This is a genomic window from Halopseudomonas sp. L-58 (assembly GCF_056859475.1).
The window spans coordinates 1-19,703 of the sequence record NZ_JBSXON010000077.1; the positions used below are offsets into that span (position 1 = coordinate 1).

19 protein-coding genes are annotated in these 19,703 nt (G+C 62.0%); 10 read left to right on the forward strand and 9 right to left on the reverse strand.

Annotated features, from left to right (window positions below; genetic code table 11):
• A partial coding sequence (locus tag AC13EY_RS15190) for an FAD-binding protein (RefSeq protein WP_482876723.1) occupies positions 1 to 394 on the forward strand: 394 nt, incomplete at its 5' end.
• Positions 395 to 608: 214 nt separating this feature from the next.
• On the opposite strand, the gene AC13EY_RS15195 is transcribed toward AC13EY_RS15190, so the two are convergent.
• Together AC13EY_RS15195 and AC13EY_RS15200 are read right to left on the reverse strand one after the other, a co-directional pair.
• Positions 609 to 2,753: a methyl-accepting chemotaxis protein gene (locus AC13EY_RS15195; RefSeq protein WP_228245925.1), complete on the reverse strand. Its 2,145-nt coding sequence runs from the start codon at positions 2,751 to 2,753 to the stop codon at positions 609 to 611.
• Positions 2,754 to 2,991: 238 nt separating this feature from the next.
• A complete protein-coding gene (locus AC13EY_RS15200) occupies positions 2,992 to 4,011 on the reverse strand; it encodes a cyclase family protein (RefSeq protein ID WP_228245926.1) in 1,020 nt (339 codons plus the stop codon).
• Positions 4,012 to 4,189: 178 nt separating this feature from the next.
• On the opposite strand from AC13EY_RS15200, the gene AC13EY_RS15205 reads away from it, so the two are divergent.
• Positions 4,190 to 4,987, forward strand: coding sequence for an undecaprenyl-diphosphate phosphatase (locus AC13EY_RS15205; RefSeq protein WP_088275746.1), 798 nt, complete (start codon positions 4,190 to 4,192; stop codon positions 4,985 to 4,987).
• On the opposite strand, the gene AC13EY_RS15210 is transcribed toward AC13EY_RS15205, so the two are convergent.
• Both AC13EY_RS15210 and AC13EY_RS15215 read right to left on the reverse strand, forming a co-directional pair.
• Positions 4,964 to 5,647, reverse strand: coding sequence for a cupin domain-containing protein (locus AC13EY_RS15210; protein ID WP_228245927.1), 684 nt, complete (start codon positions 5,645 to 5,647; stop codon positions 4,964 to 4,966). The genes AC13EY_RS15205 and AC13EY_RS15210 overlap by 24 nt on opposite strands.
• Complete coding sequence (locus AC13EY_RS15215; RefSeq protein ID WP_228245928.1) at positions 5,640 to 7,904, reverse strand: putative bifunctional diguanylate cyclase/phosphodiesterase; 2,265 nt, start codon at positions 7,902 to 7,904, stop codon at positions 5,640 to 5,642. The genes AC13EY_RS15210 and AC13EY_RS15215 overlap by 8 nt, the downstream gene beginning before the upstream one ends.
• Positions 7,905 to 8,053: 149 nt before the next feature.
• On the opposite strand from AC13EY_RS15215, the gene desA reads away from it, so the two are divergent.
• Together desA and AC13EY_RS15225 are read left to right on the forward strand one after the other, a co-directional pair.
• On the forward strand, positions 8,054 to 9,238 hold the full coding sequence (gene desA, locus AC13EY_RS15220) for a delta-9 fatty acid desaturase DesA (RefSeq protein WP_228245929.1): 1,185 nt from the start codon (positions 8,054 to 8,056) through the stop codon (positions 9,236 to 9,238).
• Positions 9,239 to 9,325: 87 nt separating this feature from the next.
• On the forward strand, positions 9,326 to 10,216 hold the full coding sequence (locus AC13EY_RS15225) for a peptidoglycan DD-metalloendopeptidase family protein (RefSeq protein ID WP_228245930.1): 891 nt from the start codon (positions 9,326 to 9,328) through the stop codon (positions 10,214 to 10,216).
• A gap of 94 nt (positions 10,217 to 10,310) precedes the next feature.
• Here the strand turns inward: AC13EY_RS15225 and rpmG are convergent, their stop codons facing one another.
• The 3 genes from rpmG to radC all read right to left on the reverse strand — a co-directional run bounded on the left by rpmG (position 10,311) and on the right by radC (position 11,586).
• Entirely contained in the window at positions 10,311 to 10,466 is a 156-nt protein-coding gene (gene rpmG, locus AC13EY_RS15230) for a 50S ribosomal protein L33 (protein WP_088275751.1), read from the reverse strand.
• 11 nt (positions 10,467 to 10,477) lie between these two features.
• On the reverse strand, positions 10,478 to 10,714 hold the full coding sequence (gene rpmB / locus AC13EY_RS15235; protein ID WP_088275752.1) for a 50S ribosomal protein L28: 237 nt from the start codon (positions 10,712 to 10,714) through the stop codon (positions 10,478 to 10,480).
• A gap of 197 nt (positions 10,715 to 10,911) precedes the next feature.
• Positions 10,912 to 11,586 (reverse strand): RadC family protein, encoded by a 675-nt coding sequence (gene radC / locus AC13EY_RS15240; protein WP_228245931.1) that lies wholly within the window; start codon positions 11,584 to 11,586, stop codon positions 10,912 to 10,914.
• Between the two features lie 143 nt (positions 11,587 to 11,729).
• On the opposite strand from radC, the gene coaBC reads away from it, so the two are divergent.
• From coaBC to AC13EY_RS15265, 5 genes are read left to right on the forward strand one after another with little or no spacing between them, the layout of a single operon-like run.
• Entirely contained in the window at positions 11,730 to 12,941 is a 1,212-nt protein-coding gene (gene coaBC / locus AC13EY_RS15245) for a bifunctional phosphopantothenoylcysteine decarboxylase/phosphopantothenate--cysteine ligase CoaBC (RefSeq protein ID WP_228245932.1), read from the forward strand.
• A gap of 9 nt (positions 12,942 to 12,950) precedes the next feature.
• Positions 12,951 to 13,406 carry a dUTP diphosphatase gene (gene dut / locus AC13EY_RS15250; protein WP_228245933.1) on the forward strand — a complete coding sequence of 152 codons (456 nt, stop codon included), beginning with the start codon at positions 12,951 to 12,953 and terminating at the stop codon, positions 13,404 to 13,406.
• 43 nt (positions 13,407 to 13,449) lie between these two features.
• Positions 13,450 to 15,921, forward strand: a complete 2,472-nt coding sequence (locus AC13EY_RS15255) for a phosphomannomutase/phosphoglucomutase (protein WP_276530403.1) — start codon at positions 13,450 to 13,452, stop codon at positions 15,919 to 15,921.
• Between the two features lie 26 nt (positions 15,922 to 15,947).
• Positions 15,948 to 16,853, forward strand: a complete 906-nt coding sequence (gene argB, locus AC13EY_RS15260) for an acetylglutamate kinase (protein WP_088275758.1) — start codon at positions 15,948 to 15,950, stop codon at positions 16,851 to 16,853.
• A complete protein-coding gene (locus AC13EY_RS15265) occupies positions 16,853 to 17,314 on the forward strand; it encodes an acyl-CoA thioesterase (RefSeq protein WP_228245934.1) in 462 nt (153 codons plus the stop codon). The genes argB and AC13EY_RS15265 overlap by 1 nt, the downstream gene beginning before the upstream one ends.
• 21 nt (positions 17,315 to 17,335) lie before the next feature.
• Here AC13EY_RS15265 and AC13EY_RS15270 read toward each other — a convergent pair whose 3' ends face one another.
• Both AC13EY_RS15270 and pyrE read right to left on the reverse strand, forming a co-directional pair.
• The gene (locus tag AC13EY_RS15270) at positions 17,336 to 17,941 is read right to left on the reverse strand and encodes a DUF4124 domain-containing protein (RefSeq protein WP_228245935.1); all 606 of its coding nucleotides are present in this window, start codon (positions 17,939 to 17,941) and stop codon (positions 17,336 to 17,338) included.
• Between the two features lie 129 nt (positions 17,942 to 18,070).
• Positions 18,071 to 18,715 (reverse strand): orotate phosphoribosyltransferase, encoded by a 645-nt coding sequence (gene pyrE / locus AC13EY_RS15275; protein WP_228245936.1) that lies wholly within the window; start codon positions 18,713 to 18,715, stop codon positions 18,071 to 18,073.
• Between the two features lie 203 nt (positions 18,716 to 18,918).
• Here pyrE and AC13EY_RS15280 point away from each other — a divergent pair, with 203 nt between their 5' ends.
• Positions 18,919 to 19,698 (forward strand): exodeoxyribonuclease III, encoded by a 780-nt coding sequence (locus AC13EY_RS15280; protein WP_088275762.1) that lies wholly within the window; start codon positions 18,919 to 18,921, stop codon positions 19,696 to 19,698.
• Positions 19,699 to 19,703: the final 5 nt, after the last annotated feature.

Genomic DNA, 19,703 nt, shown 5'->3' on the forward strand with positions numbered 1-19,703 from the left:
TGGTGAAGAGCTGGCCAAGTCCGACCGTCCGGAACTGGCTGGTGCCAAGATCGTCATCTCCGGTGGTCGCGGCATGCAGAACGGCGACAACTTCGAGATGCTGTACAAGGTCGCCGACAAGCTGGGCGCTGCTGTGGGTGCCTCGCGCGCCGCGGTTGACGCAGGCTTCGTACCGAACGACATGCAGGTGGGTCAGACCGGTAAGATCGTTGCGCCGCAGCTGTACGTTGCGGTCGGCATCTCCGGTGCCATCCAGCACCTGGCCGGTATGAAAGACTCCAAGGTGATCGTTGCGATCAACAAGGACGAAGAAGCGCCGATCTTCCAGGTGGCCGATTACGGCCTGGTTGCAGACCTGTTCGAGGCGGTACCGGAGCTGGAAGGTAAGCTGTAACCGGCGCGAAGCGCGGTTACAGCAGCCGCAAGCTTTAAGCGGCAAGCTGCAAGAAAAACCCCGGTCTCGTGAGAGCCGGGGTTTTTTAGTTTTAGAACCAGCCTCAAGCTACAAGCTGCAATAAACACCCAGACCAGCACGTGCCTGGGGTTTGCCTTTGCTTGTAGCTTGCGGCTTGCAGCTTGCAGCTGACCGCCAGGCCAGCATCGCTGGCCTACCGGTCGGCGCTGACCTGAAAGGTATCCGACAGCTGATGCAAACGTGACGCTGTTTCCTTCACCTGCCCCGAGCTGGCGCGCAGTGCGGTAATGACCTGACTCATTGAGCGCGTCGCCTCAGCCACGTGGCCGGCCTGACGACCGTGTTCCTTGCTGTTGGTGTCCATCACCGAGATCACCTCGAACAGCTCCTCGACGGTCTGGTACAGCAAGTCGTTGTCATCCGACGCGCTGGCCGCCTGTTGCAGCTGCAGGTCTACATCAGCAACACCGCGCTCCATCACCACCACGGTTTCCCGGGTTGCATCGCGGATGCTGGTAATCCCCTGGCTGATCTCGTCGGCGGCCTTGGCGGTTCGAGCTGCCAGCGCCCTGACCTCGTCCGCCACCACCGCAAAACCACGCCCATGCTCGCCCGCACGGGCGGCCTCAATAGCGGCGTTGAGCGCCAGCAGATTGGTCTGGCTGGTAATGTCGGTAATCAGTGAAACCATGCCGACGATCTCGCCGGTGCGGCTGTCCAGCACCTGCACGCTGGCCGCCGAGCTTTCGACGATGTCGCGAATCTTGCGGGTGCCGCTGGTGACGGTGTCCAGCCGCGCCCGGGCCGCTTCAACCACGCTGGCCATATTGGCCTTCATCTGCGCCGCAGTTTCCGACGCCGCGTTGACCGTCTGCAGTTGCGCCTCGATCATGCCCAGCATCTGCTGGATATTGCTGGTCACTTCCTCTGCGGTATCGCTGGCCTGCTGATTGCGCCCCAGCATCTGCTCGCTGTTCTGCAAGGCGTGGCGACTGGCCTGCTTGACCCGTCCGACGATGGTATCGAGGTTATCGATAAAGCTGTTGATCCAGCGCCCCAGCTCACCGGTTTCATCCGGCACCAGGCGGCTGGTGTCCATGCGCTGACTGAGATTGCCTTCGCCTTCGGCAATATTGCGGATGATTTCAGTCATGCGGCCCAGCCGACGCGCCAGCTTGTTCGTGGCACTGTGCCAAAACCACAGGCCCGCCAGGCCCAGCACGCCAACGTGAGCGGCCAGCGCTGGCCAGCCATCCAGACCGATCAGATCGAAACCCAGCTGGGCAACAAAGACCAGTGCGGCAAGAACCCAGAAATCCTTCATCAGATTGTAGCTGAGCGAACGGTACCGGTAGACCTCTTCCAGGTCTGCTTCGCACATCATGCCCCAGCGGTCGGGCGAGCCTGGCAGACTGAAGGTCACACCCTTGCCGATTACCGGAATGTGACGATAGTCGGAGTAACCGGGGTATTTGACGTAGGTGTTCTCGCCCTTGCGAATGGTTTCGCGCACACCCGGGTGCAGCTCGCCGGTGGCCGGATCGGTAAAGCGCACCTCGAACTCGGTATGCTCGCGCACGCTGACCGTGCCCCACGCCGTCCGGATACCATTTTTGAGGTTGTCGCCGTGGCTGAAGGTGTTGTCTTCAAAGCGCGAGCGAGACAACGCACGGCCCGGCTCAATCGAGGGACTGAAGCGTGACTCGACCATGAAGATGTAGTTGTCACCCGACTCCTGATAGATATGTCCGGCCTCACGCTGGATCAGATCACCCAGCACATCGTTGGGTACCCGTGCACAGAGGCAACCAAGCGCCTCGCCGTTCGGACCGTGCAATGGCAAATAGAACATCAGGGTGACGGCATCGTGGAAGCTGGAAGTGGAGGGCCCCACCTTGAGGGTTCGCTGATCGACATACGGCCCGTGCAAAAAACGATGCTGCAGCCCCGCCCGCACCGCCTGGGCATCAAGCTGCAAGTCGCTGAGCTGACCGGCGCTGCTGGCCAACACGGTACCGTCGGCGCCGAGCAGCAGCAGCTCTGAGGCATCCGGCAGCTTGCTGCGCAGTTTACGCAACTGTGCCTCGCTCGCCTCGGCACCGCCGTCGCTCAGCTGCTGACCAATGCCCTGCAGCCCGGCCCACTGGTTCTCGCACCATTGCTGCAACAACCGCACCCTTGTTGCGGCAAGACTGTCGAAAATGGACTCAAGCTGGCCGTAACGGTTGCGGTTGACCCGGCAGGCCCAGCCCATGGCGAGTTTACCGGCTGGCCCGAACCACGGGAGCCACCGCCGCTCCGACACTGACAGGTTCATTTGGTCGCTTTTCAGGCTCATGGTGGCAATCTCCAGCTTCAGTCGAACCAGGCCCGAAGCAATATTCACACCATAAAGCATGGCACCGCGTCATCATGCAGCTCGCGTATGAGCACGATGACTGCACCGCCATCAGATGCGCACCACGACAAAGCAGCATTCGCCCCTTAATTGCGCGCGCGCACCAATATCGAGCACTACCTGTCCGAATGGTCGGGTTTTCGCGAGATTGTCCGGCCGGCTCCGCGTGTTACGAGCACTAGACCAGTGCAACCGGCGAAACCGGCGATCCCACCGCGCCCGGCAAGCGCAACGGCGGCGCCGTCAACATGAACCGGTTGCGGCCACCGGTTCGCAGATGTTGCGCCAGCTCGGTCAGGTACCAGAGTTCGCCCAAATGCACCCCCAGCTTGAACAGGCAATGCTCATGCAGCGGCAAGGCAGCACAACAGCCCTGCCCCTCTCTCGCCGGATAGGCCTCAACCGCGTAGTTGTCGGCAATCAACACGCTCAGGCCGCTATCGGTAATCCACTGCAGCAGCGCCGGATCGCGGCCATCCAGCACCGCGCAGCTGGATGCCAGCCGCGCCGCGTCGGGCTGGCGGTCCATCTCCAGAATCACGTCGGCGAACCCGGTATACAGACAAACCATGTCCCCCGGCTCCACCACCACGCCGTCTGCCTGCATGATTTGCTGCAGCCGCGCATAGTCGACCAGCACCCGCTCCCGACCGCAGTGCCGCTCCAGGTCAATCAGCACAGCGCGACCACTCACCGCCGTCTCGGCCATCTTCTCGATGCCCAGCCGGGTGGCGTTTACGCCCTCCAGCCCGTCCTCGTGACCGGAAGGCCCGCAAATATGCTCGCCCGCCTTCCAGCCGTTGTAGTAAAGCGGCTCGGCCACCCCGTCACCGTCGGCGTCGAACAAACCGCCCACGTGCGAGAGCGCATCCCACTGGGTTGAATACTGAGTAAACAGCAATACCGCATCGTCGCTGACCACGTCGGTAAAACTCGGATTCAGGCGCTGCAGCTCGAAGTTGTAGTTGAGCTTGTCGGCACGCCCGGCGGTAAAGCGTCTGGGCGGGTGCCGCAGGCGGTTGAGGGCATTACCGCCGGGATAGTCCAGCGGCAGGCTGAGGCAGAAGCTGCGCCCCTCGCGAACTTCTGCAACGCCCTGCAGCACCTTCTCGGGGGTCAGCAGATTGAGACGGCCAAGCTCGTCGTCCGGACCAAAATCGCCCCAGTTGGAGCCCTCGGGTCGATGTTGCCAACGCATGTGATTCTCCTTGTTGTAGTGCGTCATCCGACAATGACATGACAACCGCGCGGTGAACCATTGTCTGCCACACGAATCAGTACCGGTGTTGGCAGCGCATAATCGCAACGAGGGTCGCGCCAGCACCGTCCGGCGTGCTTTACTTGCGCCTTTTCAACTAGCGGAGCACAGGCTGACGATGGAGTGGCTGCAGGTTTTCATTCTGGCAATAGTTCAGGGCATCACCGAATTTCTGCCGGTATCAAGCTCGGCCCACCTGATTCTGGTGCCGGTGCTGACCGACTGGCCCGATCAGGGGCTGGCCTTTGACGTTGCCCTGCATCTGGGCAGCCTGTCCGCCGTGCTGATCTACTTCCGCCGCGACATCCTCGGCATGACTGTCAGCTGGGGCCGCTCACTGACCACCCGCCAGCTGGATGACGACGCAAGACTGGCCTGGGCGGTGATCCTCGGTACCATTCCCGTAGGGCTGGCCGGGCTGCTGCTCAAAGACACGATCGAGACCGTGCTGCGCTCGCCCATCTATCTGTCGATCGGCCTGATTGCCTTCGGCCTGCTGCTGGGCTGGGCCGACTGGCGCCACCGCGGCAGCCGCAGCGAGCACCAGATGACCTGGAAGGATGTGCTGTTCATCGGCTGCGCGCAGGCGCTGGCGCTGTTTCCCGGCACCTCGCGCTCCGGCATCACCATGACCGCCGCGCTGATGCTGGGCCTGAGCCGCGAAGCCTCGGCGCGCTTCTCGTTCCTGCTGTCGATTCCGGTGATCGTACTGGCCTGCGGGCTGGAAACCATCGAGCTGATCGAAAGCAAGGTGGCCGTCGACTGGCTGCACATGGCGGCCGGTGTGCTGCTGTCCGGTATCAGCGCCTACCTGTGCATCCACTACTTCCTGGCGTTCATCAAGCGGATCGGCATGCAGCCCTTTGTGATCTACCGCATTGTGCTGGGCGTGCTACTGCTCTGGGTCTTCCTGTAACCCGCGCAACGCGCCGAACTTGAGCAACAGCCGGCTCGGTTCGGCGGCGCGAAGCCCCAGCTCGCCCAGGCGGGTATCTCGCAACCAGCTGAACGCGCGGTGAGTCTGCCCCGCCTCGGCGAGACCGCCGCTGACCACCAGCAGCTCACCCGCCGGGTCACCCTGCCAGCGCAGCTCCGCCCCGGCCCGGCAATCCAGCAGCCAGGTACGCTCGCAGCCGTGCTGGTGCAGCAAGCTGCCGCTGACACCAGCACAAAAGGTCACCGAGTTCGCGCTGTCAGCGGTCAGACGCACGGTTGCCTGATCGTCCTCGGCGAACTGATTGAGCTTGACGAAAATCAGGCAGCCCGGCTGCGAAAACGGCGCATGCTCTGACCCCGCCGGGCTACGCAGATAGCTGCCGGCAGGATAATCACCCGACTGATCGCTGAACACGCCCTCCAGCACCAGAATCTCTTCTCCGGCCGGATGCCGATGAACCGGGAAACGTGCACCCGGCAGATATTCCACCAGACTGGTTACCTGTCCGCTCTCCGGCGCCTCACGCTCCAGCTGCCAGCGCCTGATCGGCGCTTGCGGCGCCGCCTGCCAGTGCTGATCCTGCGGGCCGACCCGACAGGGCAGTCGACGGTCCATGCGCAGCGGCTGAAATTCAGTCATGGCCAGGCTCTCCCAACAGCTTCTCGATTTCGTCGGCCGGTAACGGACGGTTGAACAGGTAACCCTGCCCCATATCGCAGCCGAGACCGCTCAACAGGGCTTCCTGCTCCCCGGTTTCCACACCCTCGGCAATCACTTTCAGCTGCAGGCTCTTGCCGAGCGCGATGATGGCACGCGCCATCGCGCTGTCACTGTCACTGCCCGGCAGGTCGGAGACAAAGCCGCGGTCAATTTTCAACTTGTTGACCGGCATGCGCTTGAGCCGCAGCAACGACGAGTAGCCGGTGCCAAAATCATCGATTGCCAGGCCGACACCCAACTCCGACAGCCGATCCAGCAGCTGAACGCCCGCTGCGTTAAAGTGCATGACCTCGTCTTCGGTTACCTCCAGCTCAAGACACTCGGCAGGCAGTCCATAGCGTCTGAGCACCGTCGACACACTACCAAACACATCACCGCGCTCCATCCAGTAGCCGGACATGTTGACCGCAACGGCCTTCAACGGATAGCCCGCATCAATCCAGCACCGCAACTGTCGGCAGGCCTCATTGAGCACGTACTCATCAATATCGCTCATCAGACCGGCGTTGCGCGCGACCGGCAGAAACTCGTTGGGAGCTACCAGCCCCTGGGTTGGATGTTGCCAGCGTACCAGCGCTTCGAGGCTGACAAAGCAGTCACTGCGCAGGTCCTTCTGCAGCTGGTAATACACACGCAGTTGGTTGTATCTGATCGCTTCGTGCAGGTCGGTTTCCAGACTCAGGCGGCGACGCGCCAATTCGGTCAGCTCCTGGGTGTAGAAGGCATAACCGTTGCGCCCCCGCTGCTTGGCCAGCGACATGGCAGAGTCGGCATTTTTCAGCAGCTCTGCTCCATCCCGACCATCCTGCGGAAACAGCGCCAGACCGATACTGGCGCTCATGTGTAGCAGCTGGCCCGACAACTCGAACGGCTTCTGCAGCAGGCGCAGGATGCGCTCGGCCAGCTTGCCCATCTGGCTTGCCGAGACATCGCGCTCAAGCAGCAGGGCAAACTCGTCGCTGCTGAGCCGGGCCAGCGTGTCGCTCTCCTCGCATACCTGCAGCACCCGCTGGGCGACCAGCTGCAGTAGTTGGTCACCAGCGCTGTGACCGAGGCTATCGTTGACACCCTTGAAGCGATCCAGATCAATAAACAGCAGACCCAGCTCTCCTTTCGTTCGCCTCGAGCGGGCAATGGCGGTGCTCAGACGTTCGTTCAGCAACAGCCGGTTGGGCAGCTTGGTCAGCGGATCGTGGTGCGCCAAATAATCGATTTCCTGCTGATTGCGCTTGATCACGCTCATATCCGCGAACACCGCCACATAATGACTCAACTCGCCACGGTGGTCCTTCACGCTGATGATGTTCTGCCATTGCGGATAGATTTCGCCGTTCTTGCGCCGATTCCAGACTTCCCCGGACCAGCGCCCGGTGGCATGCAATTGCTGCCAGAGCTGACGATAAAAGGTGCGATCATGCCGGCCGGAGGCAAGCATGCGCGGCTGCCGGCCAATCACCTCGGAGGGTTCGTAGCCGGTGATCTTGCAGAAAGCATTGTTGACATCCAGGATGGTCTGGTCGACGTCACAGATCAGCATCCCCTCACTGGTGCAGTCGAACATCACACCGGCCTGGCGCAGGCGCTGCTCACGGTCAACCTGCTCGGTAACATCACGCAGCATGCCCACCAGCCGCACGGCGCGACCGCTTTCGTCGCGCACTGCCTTGCCGCCGACCTGAATCCAGCGGTTACCATCCTGCCGGCTAATCCGATAGCTGACATCCAGGCGCTCGGAGTCCCCTCGCAGATGACGCACCAGCTCCCGGCGGGCCAGGTCGCGGTCCTCGGGATACAGCAACTCCAGCCAGTCCGGGAGCAAGGCGCCCTGCTGGGCAAGTCCGAGAATTTCCCGACCGCGCAACGAGACATACATTTCGCCACTGGCGATATCCCAGTCCCAGAGACCATCGTTGCCCCCTATCAGGGCAAGATTGAAGCGCTCCTGACTGCGTCTGAGCGCCTCTTCATGCTGGCGCCGACGACGCAGGTGGTAACGCACGAGAAAATACAGCCCAATACCGGTCACCAGCACAAAGGCCGTACCCTTGATGCTCTGCAACCGCGTCTGCAGCGCGGGATCAACCAACTGAAGAAGGCTGTCGCTGAACAGAATCCAGGCCGTGGCCATGACGACATAGGACAGGGCCACCGTCAGGGCGCCAGCGCTGGATCTCATACCGGTTTTCCGGAGCAGTTCATCAACATTCGGAAACTATAGCAGGTGGTGCGGAGCGACCCGCGGTCATGTTCATCACACATCGGTTGGTCCATAATCACCGGGAAACGGGCTTTTGCCCGCGTATTCTAACGAGGTAAAGCAGATTTATGTGGTACAACGGCATTCTCAACTGGTCAGCTTGGCAACTGCTGGCGGCCACTCTGGTCCTGACCCACATCACCATCGTCAGCGTCACAGTCTACCTGCATCGCTATTCCGCGCACCGCTCGCTGGAACTGCACCCGGCGCTCAAGCATTTTTTCCGTTTCTGGTTGTGGCTGACAACCAGCATGAACACCCGCGAATGGACCGCCATTCACCGCAAGCACCACGCCAAGTGCGAAACACCCGACGACCCGCACAGCCCGGTACACAAGGGGCTTTTGACCGTGCTGCGCAAGGGCGCCGAGCTGTACATGGAAGAGGCAAAAAACGAAGAGACCCTGCGCATCTACGGCAAGAACTGCCCGGATGACTGGATCGAACGCAATCTCTACCAGCGCTTCCCGCTGGCAGGCGTCACCCTGATGGCGCTGATCGACATCGCCCTGTTCGGCGCGCTCGGCATTACCGTCTGGGCAGTGCAGATGCTCTGGATTCCGGTGCTGGCCGCGGGCGTGATCAACGGCCTGGGCCATGCCGTCGGCTATCGCAACTTCGAATGCCGCGACGCGGCCACCAATCTGCTGCCGTGGGGCATTCTGATTGGCGGCGAGGAACTGCACAACAACCACCATACCTATCCCAACTCCGCCAAGCTGTCGGTCAAGAAGTGGGAGTTTGACATGGGCTGGATGTGGATTCGCCTGTTCAGCCTGCTGGGTCTGGCCGAGGTGCGTCGTACCGCGCCGATCGCCCACAAGATTCGCGGCAAGCAGACGCTGGATATGGACACCGCCATGGCGATTCTCAACAACCGCTTCCAGATCATGGCGCAGTACCGCAAGCATGTGATCAAGCCGCTGGTGCGCAGCGAGATAGCCCGTCTCGACGACTCGATGCACCATCTGTTCCGCCGCGCCAAGCGTCTGCTCAGTCGCGAAACCAGCCTGCTGGACGACAGGCATCAGGCCCGCATCCAGGCCATGCTGGATCACAGCCAGGCGCTCAAGGTGATCTACGAGAAGCGCCTTGCACTGCAGCAGATCTGGGGACGTACCAGCGCCAACAGCCACGAAATGCTGCAGGCACTGAAAGACTGGTGTCATCAGGCAGAGGAAAGTGGCATCAAGGCACTGCAGGATTTTGCCTGGCACCTGCGCAGCTACTCGCTGCGACCGAATATGGCCTGAATAGAGCCGTCCTTGTGCGGCTCGCCATGATCCGCACAAGGCGCTAGACTCAGCCTCTGCCAGCACGAACAAGACAGGTAGCAGCGGATGCGAGCCTTACTGCCATTGACCCTGCTGCTGGCCAGCCCTCTGCTGCTGGCCGGCAATATCTACAAATACACCGACGCCAACGGTGTCACGACCTATACCGACCGGAAAGTCGAAGGTGCCGAGGTCATCGTCTTCCGTGACGCCATGGTCGAGAACGTCGATCGAGAGGTCTACGTCACCAAGCAGCGCCACGCCGGCGGTGAAACCCTGATTGTTCACAATGACCTGTTCGCCCCGGTCGAAGTTCGCCTGAGCATCAGCAACGCGCGCAACGTGACTGGCGTGCCCGCCGCCCCGATCAACTGGGTGTTACCACCACGCCAGCAGATCCGCCTCGTGACCCTGCAACCCACCGGTAACGGTGAGCCGCACTATGACTACCGGCTGGAACATGCCCTCGGCGACCCGCGCGCGCAGCAGACGCTCACGCACTACCCGCTGCCCTGGCGTGGCGGCCCGTTTCGCATGACCCAGGGCCCGGGCGGCCGCTATAGCCATACCGGCCCCAAGGGTCGCTATGCCTTCGACATTGCCATGCCGGTTGGCACCCCCATCGTGGCGGCCCGCGCCGGCCAGGTGGTGAAGATCGAAAACAACCAGACCGGCCGCGGCACCAACCCCTCGGGCAACTTTGTGCGCCTGCTGCACGATGACGGCACCATGGGCGTGTACCTGCACCTCAAGCGCGGCTCAGTTCAGGTCAGCGAGGGACAGCGAGTCCACCCCGGTCAGCTGCTGGCGCTATCGGGCAACACCGGCAACAGCACGGGCCCGCACCTGCACTTTGTCGTGCAGAAGAATGTCGGTCTGCAGACGGTGTCCATCCCCTTCGAGTTTGCACAGCCGGTCGACAGCCTGCCGAATTTTGCTATCGGCGGCGAACCCTGAGCTTGAGGTCTGTTGACACCTCGCTCGCCGGACCCTGAATCACAGACAACAAAAAACCCGCTCAAGGCGGGTTTTTTGACAGCAAGCGAAGATCTTATTTGATCTTGGCTTCCTTGTAGGTCACGTGCTTACGTGCAACCGGATCGAATTTCTTGATTTCGATCTTGTCGGGAGTGGTGCGCTTGTTCTTGTCGGTAGTGTAAAAGTGACCAGTACCGGCAGAGGACACCAAACGAATCAATTCACGCATGATGATGCTCCTTAGACTTTTTCGCCGCGGGCGCGGATTTCGGCCAGAACCGCGTCAATACCGCGCTTGTCGATGATGCGCATGCCCTTGGCAGTAGTGCGCAGACGGACGAAACGCTTTTCCGACTCAACCCAGAAACGATGGTACTGCAGGTTAGGCAGAAAACGACGCTTGGTTTTGTTGTTAGCGTGGGAAACGTTGTTCCCAGTAACCGGACCCTTACCGGTCACCTGACATACTCGAGACATGGTTAACCCTCTCCAACCACTTGCCCAACCCGAACTGGTTGGAAGCCATAAAAGAATCTGTTGTCCAGCCGGGGCGAGTGGATTTAACCTGCCTGAAACACGCTAAACAGGCGCAGCCCCGAGAAGAGCGGAGCTTTATACCAAAATGCGTGCCTGCAAGCAACGCTTTTTCATTCTGCGCGCAATTATTACCAGCCTTACAACAGCCCCCGCTCGGCCATGGAAACCGGCTCGCCATCACCGATAACCAGATGGTCGAGTACGCGGATATCCAGCAACGCCAGACTGTCGCGCAGGCGCCGGGTCAGCTGCAGGTCCGCCGGACTGGGCTCTGCCACGCCCGACGGATGGTTGTGGGTCAGAATCAGCGCCGCAGCATTGAGTGCCAGCGCCCGCTTGAGCACCTCGCGCGGATAAACACTGGCACTGTCGATAGTGCCGCGAAACAGCTCCTCGAACGCGATCACCCGATGCTGGCTGTCCAGGAACAGACAGGCAAAGACCTCGTGCGGCAACGCTGCCAGACGACTGCGCAAAAACTGTCTTACCGTGCCCGGCGACGTCAGCGCATCGCCCCGTTTCAGATCCTCGAACAGGTGCCGTCGGCCCATTTCCAGTACCGCCTGCAAGTGCGCATACTTGGCCGGCCCGAGCCCGGCGTGGGCCGAGAACGTAGACAGATCCGCCTGCAGCAACGCGCGCAGGCTGCCGAAGCCGGCCAGCAACCGCCGAGCCAGGTCCACAGCGCTACAGCCGGGCAGACCGGTACGCAGAAAAATCGCCAGCAGCTCGGCGTCCGATAACGCCCCGGCACCCTGCGCCAACAGTTTTTCCCGGGGCCGCTCAGCCACGGGCCAATCGGTTATCGCCATACTCCCTCTCCGCACTCTCGGACCGTCCCTGAACACCTGCGAACCCTTCGCTCACAGGCGCGCGGCATCCACCGCTGTGCTATCGTAGCGGGCATTTCGCAGGGCCCGCACAGCCCCGCCCGCAGCATGAGGGGAAGTTCACAATGCAGTCGCTATTTAACAAGCAGGTGGTGCTTGGTGTCAGTGGTGGCATAGCTGCCTATAAAAGTGCAGAGCTGATCAGACGCCTGCGCGACGCCGGCGCCGAGGTACGTGTTGTCATGACCAACGCGGCCCGCGAGTTCATTACCCCTCTGACCCTGCAGGCGCTGTCCGGGCACCCCGTACACGGCGACCTGCTGGACCCCGCCGCCGAGGCCGCGATGGGCCACATTGAACTGGCGCGCTGGGCCGACCTGGTGCTTATTGCTCCGGCAACCGCCGACATGATGGCCCGCCTGGCCCAGGGCCGTGGTGACGATCTGCTGACCACACTGGTCCTGGCTACCGATGCGCCTGTTGCCATTGCCCCGGCGATGAATCAGGCAATGTGGCGCGACCCGGCAACCCAGCACAACCTGGCGCTGCTGCTGGAGCGCGACGTAAAGGTGTTTGGTCCCGGTGACGGTGGTCAGGCCTGCGGCGACGTTGGCCCCGGTCGCATGCTGGAACCGACCGACATCGCGGCGCGGGCCGCCGAATGTTTCGAGCGCGGCCTGCTTGCCGGCCGCCACGTCCTGATCAACGCCGGCCCGACCCGGGAAGCGATCGATCCCGTGCGCTATATCTCCAATCACAGCTCCGGCAAGATGGGCTTCGCCCTTGCCGAAGCAGCCGCCGAAGCGGGCGCACGGGTCACCCTGGTGGCTGGCCCGGTCAATCTGCCGACACCGGCACGGGTTCAGCGAGTCGACGTCGTCAGTGCACAACAGATGCTTGATGCGTGCCTGGCCGCCCTGCCGGCGGATCTGTTCATTGCCTCGGCAGCCGTTGCCGACTATCGGCCCGATGCCTGCGCCGACCAGAAACTGAAGAAAACACCGGGCAGCGACGACGGCATGACCCTGACGCTGGTGCGCAACCCCGACATTCTCGCCACCCTGGCCAGCCACAGCGAGCGCCCGGGCTTTTGCGTCGGCTTTGCTGCAGAAACACAGGATCTACTCGGTTACGCCCGCGACAAGCTGCAGCGCAAGAATCTCGACCTGATCATCGCCAATGATGTCAGCCAGAGCGGGATCGGTTTTAATAGTGATGACAACGCTGTCACCCTGATTGATCGGGATTTGACCAGCACCCACCTGCCGCAGGCCAGCAAACAGAAACTGGCCCGTGACCTGATCAGCCGTCTGGCCACCCGTCTGGACCGCCACTGAGGAGCCCTGATGCACGCGCTGCAAGCCAAAGTACTGGACCCCCGCCTCGGCACCGAGTGGCCGCTGCCGGCCTACGCCACCGACGGTTCCGCCGGACTGGACCTGCGTGCCATGCTGGATGCTCCATTAACCCTTGCGCCGGGCCAGACCGAGCTGCTACCCACCGGGCTGGCCATTCATATCGCCGACCCGGGGCTGGCGGCAATGATCCTGCCCCGCTCAGGTATGGGCCACAAGCACGGAATAGTGCTGGGCAACCTGGTGGGCCTGATCGACTCCGACTACCAGGGCCAGCTGATGGTGTCCTGCTGGAACCGCAGCAGCAGTGCCTTTACCATCAACCCCGGCGAGCGCATCGCACAGCTGGTGCTGGTCCCGGTATTGCAGGCACAACTGCAGATTGTTGACAGTTTTGATGATAGCCAGCGCGGTGCTGGCGGATTCGGTCACACAGGAAGCCACTGATCGCGCAATCGGCGTGTCGGTGCAGGGAGGCTCAGAAACAACAATGAAACTGACCCGAAAAACCAGCAGCAAACCGGGCTTGCCCAGCGTCGGACTGCCGATTGCACTGAGCCTAACCGGAATCGCAGCGGCGGCAGCGGTACTCTGGCTGGCGGTATCCGACTATGCCACGCAGCGTACAGACGAACTGGTATCCGGCTATGCCCAGCAGCAGGTAAGCGCGCTCAACCAGAGCATGGCCCAGCTCGACCGGGACCTCACCCGCCTGGCCGCCAATCCGCAACTGCAGGTGTCGCTGAGCAACCCGCTGGAGCGCCTGCTGCGCTATCACGGTGCGGACACGCTGGCGATCTACACTAACGCCAACGGCCATGCAGAACGCATCGAGGACAACGAGGCGCCGTTGAATTTTGCTGCGCTGGACATGATTCGCCGTGCCGAGCGGGGGCTGAGCGTGCCAGTAGAAGCGCACAAGGTCGGCGACCAGTGGCTGATCTACGGCGTCAAGCCGCTGCGCGCCTCCGACAATGCTCCGATCGGCGGCACCCTGACCACGGTGATGAAGCTGTCCCGAATCACCGCAACCCTGCCGGAGCTGCCTCCTGAAACGGGTCAGGTTCACCTTGTACAACAGTTCCCCAACGCCCCGGAACAGGTTCTGCTGCAACGCGGCGAGGGTAGCGGCAACGCGCTTACCCTGGAAACCGACAACCCCGCCTGGCGCCTGGAATTCCGCCCGGGACCGGCCGTCTCGGCCAGCACGCCAAATCGGCTGATGCTGACCACAGCCGGTCTGGTTGCGCTGTTAGGCAGCCTGCTGGGGCTGCTGTTGCTGCAACGCAGCTGGAGCAGCGCCCTGCGCGCCGACGCCAGCACCCTGACCCAGCTGACCCTTGGCCACAAGGCACACAGCATTAAGCTCGGCCCGCTGGAGCCACTGCCGAGCAACATTCAGCAGTTGCTCAAGCGCGCGCCCGAAAGCGGCAACAGCACACCCGAAGGCAAACCGGACAGCCCGCCGGCGAAGCCAGCCACGTCGCCACTGCCGGACGGCGACGTGCTTGATATCGACATCCTGGAAGACGACCCCTTCAATATGCAGATACCCGACGCCGATAGCGGCACCCAACACGTCAGCATCCCCGAGCTGCCGGCTGAAATCTTTCGCGCCTACGACATTCGCGGTGTTGTGGGCAAAAGCCTGACCGAAGAAGGTGTCTACTGGCTGGGCCGCGCCATCGGCAGCGCCTCGCTCGACGCCGGCGAGCCGCGGGTTGTGGTTGGCCGCGACGGTCGCCTGTCCGGCCCGGCGCTGAGCGAGCGGCTGATTCAGGGCCTGGTCGACAGCGGCTGTCAGGTCGCCGACCTTGGCATGGTGCCGACGCCGGTTGTCTACTTCGCGACCAACACCACCGACGCCAGCTCCGGCGTGATGATCACCGGCAGCCACAACCCGCCGGCCTACAACGGTCTGAAGATCGTCATCGCCGGGCAGACCCTGTCCGGTGAGCAGATCACCGCGCTGCACCGTCGCCTGCAGCAGAATCAACTGCTGAGCGGCAGCGGCAGCCGCAGCAGCCTCGAGATACTCGATCACTACCTGAACCACATCGTTGAAGACGTCCTGATCGCACGACCGCTCAAGGTGGTGGTCGACTGCGGCAACGGCGTCGGCGGCGTGATTGCCGAGCGCTTGCTCGAAGGGATCGGCTGCGAGGTGATTCCTCTGTACTGCGACGTCGACGGCCTGTTCCCCAACCACCACCCGGATCCGGGCAAGCCGGAGAACCTGACCGCGCTGATCGAGACCGTACAGCGCGAAGGCGCCGATCTCGGCGTTGCCTTTGACGGCGATGCCGACCGCCTCGGCTTTGTCACCAACAGCGGCGAAATGATCTACCCGGATCGACTGATGATGCTGTTTGCCGAGGACATCGTCACCCGCAACCCCGGCGCCGATATCGTCTTTGACGTCAAATGCTCACGCCAGCTGCCGCAGGTCATCAGCCGCGCCGGCGGCCGCCCGATCATGTGGAAATCCGGACACTCACTGGTCAAGGCCAAGATGAAAGAGACCGGCGCCCTGCTCGGCGGCGAGATGAGCGGCCACCTGTTCTTCAAGGAACGCTGGTTCGGCTTTGACGATGGCCTCTACAGCGCCTGCCGCCTGCTGGAGCTGCTGTCGCTGCAGCCCGACAGCGCCGATCAGGTGATGGCCCGCTATCCGGCCAGCATCAGCACCCCGGAAATCAACCTTACGGTCGGCGAGGAACGCAAGTTCCAGATCATCGAGGCGCTGACAGCAAAGGGTGACTGGGGCGACGGCGAGGTCACCAGCATCGACGGCATCCGTGTAGACTTCGCCAACAGCTGGGGCCTGATTCGCGCCTCCAACACCACCCCGGTGCTGGTACTGCGCTTCGAGGCCGACAGCGAAGACGAACTGATCCGCGTGCAGGACCTGTTCCGCTCCCAGCTGTTAAGTATTGCCCCTGACCTGCAACCTACGTTCTGAATTACCACAGGAGACACCAGACCACCATGTTGAGTCGCGACGCCGCCGCCCAGGTTTCACGCGTTCTTACCGAAGCCCTGCCCTATATTCAGCGCTTCACCGGCAAAACCATCGTCATCAAGTACGGCGGAAACGCCATGGAAAACGATGAGCTGAAAAACAGCTTTGCCCGCGACATCGTGTTGATGAAGACGGTCGGCATCAATCCGGTGGTGGTGCATGGTGGCGGCCCGCAGATCGGTGATCTGCTCAAGCGACTGAACATCGAAAGCCAGTTCATCGAAGGCATGCGGGTGACCGACAGCCAGACCATGGATGTGGTCGAGATGGTCCTTGGCGGCCAGGTCAACAAGGACATCGTCAACCTGATCAACCAGCATGGTGGCAGCGCAATCGGCCTGACCGGCAAGGATGCCGGTCTGATCAAGGCCCGCAAGCTGAAAGTCAGCCGTCACACCCCCGGCATGGACAAGCCCGAGATCATCGACATCGGGCATGTGGGCGAGGTCTCCAGCGTCAACGCCAACCTGATCAACCGCCTGGTCTCCGATGACTACATCCCGGTCATCGCTCCGATCGGCGTCGGCACCGATGGCGCCTCCTACAACATCAACGCCGACCTGGTGGCGGGCAAGGTCGCCGAAGCGCTGGGCGCCGAAAAGCTGATGCTGCTGACCAACATCGCCGGACTGATGGACAAGGAAGGCAAGGTGCTGACCGGCCTGAGCACCGCCCAGGTTGATGCGCTGATCGCCGATGGCACTATCTATGGCGGGATGCTGCCGAAGATTCGCTGCGCGCTGGATGCGGTTCAGGGTGGTGTCGGCAGTGCCATCATCGTCGACGGCCGGGTACCCAACGCAGTGCTGCTGGAACTGTTCACAGACACCGGCGTCGGCACCCTGATCACCAATCAGGCACGGAGCGAGTAATGGACAGGGCCGACTTCCGCTTCAGCACGCCGCTGCGCGTGCGCTGGTCTGAAGCGGACCCTCAGGGCATCGTCTTCAACGGCCACTACCTGAACTTTGCCGACGTTGGCGTGACCGAGTACTACCGGGCATTGCGCGCCGCCGCGGGCGTGAAGCCTGGCGAAGGGCTGGATGGCAGCGAGTTTTTTGCCGCCAGAACGCTACTCGACTACAAGGCACCAGCGCTGTTCGATGATCTGCTGGATATTCATCTGCGGGTCTCGCGCTTCGGCAATTCCAGCATGTCCTTTCTGGTGGGAATCTATCGGGAGGACAGCCTGCTGGTCAGCGGCGAGATTGTCTATGTGCATGCCGATCAGCAGACACGTCGGCCAACGCCCATTCCGGAAGCATTCAAGGCGGCAGTGCGCGCCTTCGAACATTGCCTTCCGGAGGAGTCCGGCGCGGCCATTCAGGGCTGAACCACAACCAGGGGCCAGCTGCTACCGGGCAGCCGGCTCCACACCGAGCAGCACAGCCAGACGTGCTCTCTGGCTGGCATAGTCTGCCTTGACCGCCTCGATATCGGCCTGAGTGCGCTCGATTCGCTGCTGCTGCCGACGGGTTTCGGCATCCACTGTCGCCAACTGGTCAATGATCCCCTGCTCCACCTTGCGTCCGGCTCGCTCAAGATCAGCGGCCTGCGAGCGCAATGTTTCGCGCTCCACCTGAAGCTCGGCAATATTGGCCCGGGCGACGGCAATCTGGTTGTCCAGTTGCTGCAACTGGCGCGCCTGAGCCCGATCCAGGTCGGCGACACTGCTGTAAAGCCGCAGCAGGGTAGCGTCTTCGGCATCCTGTTTCCTGCGGGCTTCCTGCTCTCGTCGCTGCGCCTCACGCTCTTCGACGGTCGGCGCCGGCGGAATCACCTGCTTGACTCGGCCATGGCTGTCCAGCACCTCGTATCCGTTGGCAATGAAACGGGGCGGCACCTGACGGTCGAGCACCACCACACCGTTATCATCGGTATAGCGGTACAGCTCTTCGGCAACCCCCGACAACGGGAGTACCGTCAAGGTCAGTGCAACACAGCTCAAGATCCGTTTCATCGCAGGCGGCTCCTCATCCGTTCCAGCGTTCCTTGCGAACATCAATGCCGGCCAGATGGCCAATTGGCAGTATATCGACCGCAGACGCCAAACCGTTAATCCATCCTCCGCGCGCAGGCGAGACTGTGATCAGATTCCGTATTCGGCGCGATAGGCCTGTACGGCCGGCAAATGCTGCTGCAATTCCGGATCATCCTGGATGAAGGCCATCACCTGATTCAGGCTGACAATGCTGATCACCGGAATGCCAAAGTCACGCTCAACCTCCTGAATGGCGGACAGTTCGCCCTGGCCCCGCTCCTGACGATCCAGTGCGATCATGACCGCTGCCGGAGTGGCTCCAGCCTGGCGAATGATCTGCATGACCTCACGTACCGCCGTACCGGCAGTGATCACGTCATCGATAATCAGCACGCGGCCTTCCAGCGGCGCGCCCACCAGCGAGCCGCCCTCGCCGTGATCCTTGGCTTCCTTGCGATTGAAGCAGTAGGGCAGGTTGCGGTCAAAGCTGTCGGCCAGGGCGACAGCGGTCACCGCCGCCAGCGGGATGCCTTTATAGGCGGGCCCGAAAATGACGTCGACATCCGGCAGGCTGCTGTGCACCAGGGCCTGGGCATAGAAGCGGCCCAGTCGACTCAGTGAGGCGCCATCATTGAACAGGCCCGCATTGAAAAAGTACGGACTCTTGCGCCCTGACTTGAGAGTGAACTCGCCAAATCGCAAGACATTGCGATCCAGCGCAAACCGAATGAACTCCCGCTGATATTCGTGCATCTACACCCTCATCATTAACAAAAGGACCGGGGGCTGCTGACGCCGGGGTCATCCGGCGACACTCGTCGCCTGTCCGGAATGACCAAACCAGGCGTCTCGTTTCCTGCCCGGCAGCTTTACCGGCTGCACCTAGCGGGTTAACGAAACTACAACAGACCCTCAAGCTCGGGTATCATACACGCTGGTTTTTTGGGGGACCATGCATGCGAATCATCAGTCTCAACGTCAACGGAGTAAAGGCCGCCGCCGAGCGTGGCCTGTTTGACTGGCTGCGCACCCAGGATGCCGATGTCATCTGTCTGCAGGACATCCGCGTCACCGCCCCCGAACTGGAGCAGGACCCGTACTGGCTGGATGGCTACTGGCAGTACTGCTTCGAAGCCGAAACCCCGTCCCAGGGCGGCGTTGCGATCTACACCCGCACGGCGCCCAAGGCAATCATCATGGGGCTGGGCTTTGAATCTGCCGACCGTTACGGCCGCTTCATGCAGGCCGACTTCGACAAGCTCAGCATCGGCTCGCTGCTGCTGCCATCCGGCCGCGACGGCGATGCCGACCTGAACCAGAAGTTCAAGTTCATGGAAGACTTCGCCAACTACCTGAACAAGCAGCGTCGCAAGCGCCGCGAATTCATCTACTGCGGCTCGCTGTACGTTGCCCATCTCAAGCTGGACGTGAAGAACTGGCGAGACTGTCAGAACGAGCCCGGTTTCATGGCGCCCGAACGGGCCTGGATGGACGAGATCTTCGGCAACATGGGCTACGTCGACGCCCTGCGCGAAGTCACCCGCGAATCCGAGCTGTACAGTTGGTGGCCGAACAGCGAGCAGGCGGAAAACCTCAATCTTGGTCTGCGTTTCGACTACCAGTTCCTGACCCCGGGGCTGCGCCGCTTCGTCAAACAGGCCAAGATTCCGCGCAATGTGCGCTTCTCGCAGCACGCGCCGGTGATTATCGACTATGACTGGACGCTGAGTATCTGAGAGCG